Consider the following 5,029-nt stretch of genomic DNA (forward strand, 5'->3'; position numbering starts at 1 on the left):
CGCGCTGGCCAGCGCGGTGCGCTCGTGGGTTCGCCAGCGCTGATGCCAGAGTTTCTTGTCCTCGCGCTCGCTACGGCAGGTCGTGTGCCCAACGATGGGCGTTTTGCGGCGGCTGCGGCTCATGATGTGGTTGTCTCCAAGAACATTCAGGACAGGCTTTCTGGGTAGAGCGCCGTCAACCGGGACAGGGTTTCTTGCACTTGTTCCAGCGAGGTCATCAGATGATCAACCTGATCCTGAAGATCCACGGCGAGATCAAATAGCTCAGCCACTCGGCTGCGTGATCCCTCGTTGAACGCGGCCATTGCCAGTTGATGCAGCTTCAACAGGTCGGTGCGCAGTTGCGGAGGTGCGCCGTCTGCGCTGTCATTCAAATCGCCGCGCAGCACGTCCACGGCATCGACTGCACGCAGCAGTGCCGTGGTATCGAAATTCTCGGGAGTCAGTTCGTCCCATTCGTCGTCGGTGATGCGGGCTGCCATCAGGAGAGCTCCGATTAAGCGGTTGCGAGCGTTAGATGCCCGATCGGCTCGGCTGCTGGCCGTACCTTGATTTCGATGTCGTAGCCGAGGCGATTCAGACAATCCATCAGCTTGCGTTCGGATAGATTGGTGAAGTCGCCGCGCATCATGCCCGACACCTTCGGTTGCGGGATGCCCATGCGTTTGGCCGCCGCTTGTTGAGTCAGCCCAAGGGCGCGCATGGCCCTCCTGATCTCGACCACCAGGCCGGTCTTGATCTTGAGCTTTTCAGCGTCAGGCAGTCCAAGGTCGGCAAAGACGTTGCCCGAGCTGCGCTGAACCTCGACGCCTTCAATGATTCGTTTTTGCATTTCGTAGCTCCTGTGCCAATACCTCGGCCACCTTCAGCCGAGCGCGGATGATGTCCATGTCGGCCTTTGGCGTGGCGATTCCGCTCTTGCTCTTCTTCTGGAAGCAGTGCAGGACGAACACCGCTTCCGCAAACTTGACCGTGTATACCGCTCGATAGGTGCCGCCGGCATCGTCTTCGACGACCTCCAGCACGCCGGCACCACCGAACCCCTTGAGCACCTTTGCTGCGTCATCCTGATCGCCTATCTGCGCCAACGAGAGCGCGTAACCGAAACGGCGACGCACGTCGGACGGCAACGCCATCAAATCCTTGTGGCTGCTCGCGATCCATTCGAGCGGTTTTTCTTTGTTTGTCATGACGGAATTTTATACCTGTTCAGGTAATGATGTAAACGCGGCAACCTCAAGGAGGTGTCGTAAAACATTTGTTTTGCGACAGGCTGTCAGCCGCCGCTGTGCTACCTGTGCAACACCCCCTCAAAAATGTACGGAAAACTCTATCGCTATTCACTATTATGCGGAAACCTGTTTTTGATGGTTATCCGCCTATGTTGGTTGGCTACATGCGCGTGTCGTCGGACTCCGACCGCCAGAGCACGGACTTGCAGCGCGACGCGCTGCTCGCCGCCGGCGTCGATCCGCGTCACCTGTTTGAGGATCGTGCCTCTGGCGCGAAGGATGACCGTGCCGGCTTGGCGCGGGCGCTTGAGTTCGTTCGAGCCGGCGATGTGCTGGTGGTGTGGAAACTCGACCGGCTCGGTCGCTCGCTGTCGCACCTGCTCGCCATTGTGACTTCGCTCAAGGACAAGCGGGTGGCGTTCCGCTCGCTGACAGAGAACCTGGACACTACGACGCCCTCGGGCGAATTCCTGTTCCAGGTGTTCGGTGCGCTCGCGCAGTACGAGCGCGCCTTGATTCAGGAGCGCGTCGTCGCGGGCTTGGCCGCCGCACGCAAACGCGGCCGGATCGGCGGCCGGCCGCAGGCGATCACTGGTGAGAAGCTGGACGCCATCGTCGCCGCGCTCGATGGCGGCATGTCTAAGGCGGCGGTGTGCCGCAACTTCAATGTCAAGCGCACTACGTTGATCGAAACATTGACGCGAGCAGGTTGGCGTGGTGCGGGAAGGACGGTCGATGAGCAACAAGAATAAGCTACTCACCGTCTTTTCTGACGCAGAGCAGGAAGCCTTGTACGGCCTACCGGACTTCGACGATGCTCAGCGGCTGGAATACCTGGCGTTGACCGAATCTGAACTGGCGTTCGCCAGCAGCCGGCCTAGCCTGCAGGCCCAAGTCTATTGCGTCTTGCAGATCGGCTACTTCAAGGCCAAGCATGCTTTCTTCCGCTTCGATTGGCATGAGGTCGAGGACGATTGCGCCTTCGTGCTGAGTCGCTATTTCCACGGCGAAGCGTTCGAACGCAAGGCGATCACCAAGCATGAGCACTACAGCCAGAGGGGTCAGATCGCCGAACTGTTCGGCTACCGGTCGTGGGCGGCTAGCTTCCTGCCGCAACTGGCACAGCAGGCTGAACAGATCGTGCGGCGCGACGTAATGCCAGGATTCGTGGCCGCCGAACTGATCGTTTGGCTCAGCGAGCACAAAATCATCCGGCCCGGCCACACCACCTTACAAGAGCTGGTCAGTGAAGCCCTGTCCACCGAACGCAGGCGCTTGGGCGGCTTGCTGGCAGAAGTGTTGGACGAATCGGCCAAAGCTGCGCTGGGCCAGCTCCTGGTGCGTGACGACACCCTGTCTCAACTGGCAGCGCTCAAGCAGGACGCTAAAGATTTCGGCTGGCGTCAGATGGCAGGGGAGCGCGAGAAGCGCGCCACGCTGAAGTCCTTGCACGGGATCGCCAAGGCGCTGCTGCCCAAGCTCGGCATCTCGCAGCAGAACCTGCTGTACTACGCGAGCCTGGCGAACTTCTATACCGTCCATGACCTGCGCCACCTGAAGGCGGAGCAGACCCGGCTCTACCTGCTGTGCTATGCCTGGGTACGTTACCGGCAGCTCACCGACAACCTGGTCGACGCGATGGCCTTCCACATGAAAAAACTTGAGGACGAGAGCCGCACGGGTGCGAAACAGTCCTTTGTCGCCGAACAGCTGCGACGCCATCAGGAAACGCCGCAGGTTGGCCGCCTGCTGTCGCTGTACGTGGACGACAGCGTGGCCGATCCGACGCCGTTCGGCGAGGTGCGCCAACGCGCCTACAAAATCATGTCCAGGGAATTGCTGCAAAACACGGCGCAGCGCATGAGCGTCAAGCCACTGAACAAACTGGCGCTGCACTGGCAGGCGGTGGACGGCCTGGCCGAACGCATTCGACGCCATCTACGGCCGCTGTACGTCGCGCTCGACTTCGCCGGCACGGCCCCCGATAACCCATGGCTCGCGGCGCTGACTTGGGCCAAGAGCGTGTTCGCCAAGCAGCAGCGCCTATCACAACGGCCACTCGACGAATGTCCGGCGGCAACGCTGCCGAAACGCTTGCGTCCGTACCTGCTGATGTTCGATGCCGAAGGCACGCCGACAGGCCTGCATGCCGATCGTTACGAATTCTGGCTTTACCGTCAGGTCAGGAAACGCTTCCAGGCGGGCGAGCTCTACATTGACGACAGCTTGCAGCACCGGCATTTGTCCGACGAGTTGGTTTCGATGGACGAGAAAGCCGCCGTGCTCGCGCAGATGGACATCCCCTTCCTGCGGCAGCCGGTCAGTGCCCAGCTCGATGCACTGGCGGCCGAGTTGCGTGCGCAATGGGTGGCGTTCAATCGCGAGCTGAAACAGGGCAAGCTGACGCACCTGGAATACGACAAGGACACGCAGAGACTGACCTGGCGCAAGCCCAAGGGGGAGAACCAGAAGGCGCGCGAGCAAGCTCTCTACGAGCAACTGCCATACTGCGATGTCGCCGACGTGTTTCGCTTCGTCAACGGCCAGTGCCAGTTCCTGTCGGCGCTGACACCATTGCAGCCACGCTATGCGAAGAAGGTAGCCGACGCCGACAGTCTGATGGCGGTGATCATTGCCCAAGCCATGAACCACGGCAACCAGGTTATGGCACGTACCAGCGACATCCCGTACCACGTCCTGGAGAGTACCTACCAGCAGTACCTGCGCCAGGCGACGCTACATGTGGCCAACGATTGCATCAGCAACGCCATCGCCGCACTGCCGATCTTCCCGCATTACTCGTTCGACCTCGATTCGTTGTACGGTGCCGTTGATGGGCAGAAATTCGGCGTCGAGCGACCAACTGTGAAGGCGCGCTACTCGCGCAAATATTTCGGCCGCGGCAAGGGCGTCGTCGCCTACACGCTGCTGTGCAATCACGTGCCGTTGAACGGCTACCTGATAGGCGCACACGAGTACGAGGCTCACCACGTGTTCGACATCTGGTACCGCAACACGTCGGACATCGTGCCGAGCGCGATCACCGGCGACATGCACAGCATCAACAAGGCCAACTTCGCCATCCTGCACTGGTTCGGACTTCGTTTCGAGCCGCGCTTCACCGACCTCGACGACCAGTTGCAGGAGCTGTATTGCGCCGATGATCTGGCATTGTACGAGAAATGCCTGATCCGGCCGGCTGGCCAGATCGACCGGCAACTCATCGTCGGTGAGAAGGCGAACATCGACCGAATCGTCGCCACACTGGGCCTGAAGGAAATGACGCAGGGCACGCTGATCCGCAAGCTGTGCACCTATACGGCGCCGAACCCGACGCGGCGCGCAATCTTCGAGTTCGACAAGCTCATCCGCAGTATCTACACACTGCGCTACCTGCGCGACCCGCAACTGGAGCGTAATGTTCACCGCTCGCAGAACCGCATTGAGTCCTATCACCAGCTACGCTCGACCATCGCCCAAGTCGGTGGGAAGAAGGAATTGACCGGCCGCACCGACATCGAAATCGAGATCAGCAACCAGTGCGCCAGGCTGATCGGCAACGCGATCATCTTCTACAACTCGGCGATCCTGTCCCTGCTGCTGACGAAGTACGAGGCAGCTGGCAATGCCAAGGCGCTGGCGTTGATCACGCAGATGTCGCCAGCGGCCTGGCGGCACATCCTGCTGAACGGGCATTACACCTTCCAGACTGACGGCAAGTTCATCGACCTGGATGCGCTCGTGGCGGGACTGGAGCTGGGCTGACGGAAATTTCTGGGATTCCGGCGTACAACCCC

Annotated in this window: 5 protein-coding genes; 2 read left to right on the top strand and 3 right to left on the bottom strand. The window is 60.4% G+C overall.

The genetic code is table 11. The annotated features are described in order from the left end of the window. Nucleotides 1-146: 146 nt before the first annotated feature. From JFT63_RS29200 to JFT63_RS29210, 3 genes are read right to left on the bottom strand one after another with little or no spacing between them, the layout of a single operon-like run. Nucleotides 147-482 carry a hypothetical protein gene (locus JFT63_RS29200; RefSeq protein ID WP_000741275.1) on the bottom strand — a complete coding sequence of 112 codons (336 nt, stop codon included), beginning with the start codon at nt 480-482 and terminating at the stop codon, nt 147-149. A 14-nt stretch (nt 483-496) separates the two neighbouring features. Further along, complete coding sequence (locus JFT63_RS29205; protein WP_001172026.1) at nt 497-832, bottom strand: helix-turn-helix domain-containing protein; 336 nt, start codon at nt 830-832, stop codon at nt 497-499. Beyond that, a complete protein-coding gene (locus JFT63_RS29210) occupies nt 813-1,190 on the bottom strand; it encodes a type II toxin-antitoxin system RelE/ParE family toxin (RefSeq protein WP_003151133.1) in 378 nt (125 codons plus the stop codon). The genes JFT63_RS29205 and JFT63_RS29210 overlap by 20 nt, the downstream gene beginning before the upstream one ends. A 191-nt stretch (nt 1,191-1,381) precedes the next feature. Here JFT63_RS29210 and JFT63_RS29215 point away from each other — a divergent pair, with 191 nt between their 5' ends. Beyond that, complete coding sequence (locus JFT63_RS29215) at nt 1,382-1,984, top strand: recombinase family protein (protein ID WP_010465829.1); 603 nt, start codon at nt 1,382-1,384, stop codon at nt 1,982-1,984. Then, nucleotides 1,968-4,997 (top strand): Tn3 family transposase, encoded by a 3,030-nt coding sequence (locus JFT63_RS29220; RefSeq protein ID WP_010799689.1) that lies wholly within the window; start codon nt 1,968-1,970, stop codon nt 4,995-4,997. The genes JFT63_RS29215 and JFT63_RS29220 overlap by 17 nt, the downstream gene beginning before the upstream one ends. The last annotated feature ends 32 nt before the right edge of the window (nt 4,998-5,029 follow it).

The organism is Pseudomonas sp. MF7453 (assembly GCF_016405455.1).
GTDB lineage: Bacteria > Pseudomonadota > Gammaproteobacteria > Pseudomonadales > Pseudomonadaceae > Aquipseudomonas > Aquipseudomonas paralactis.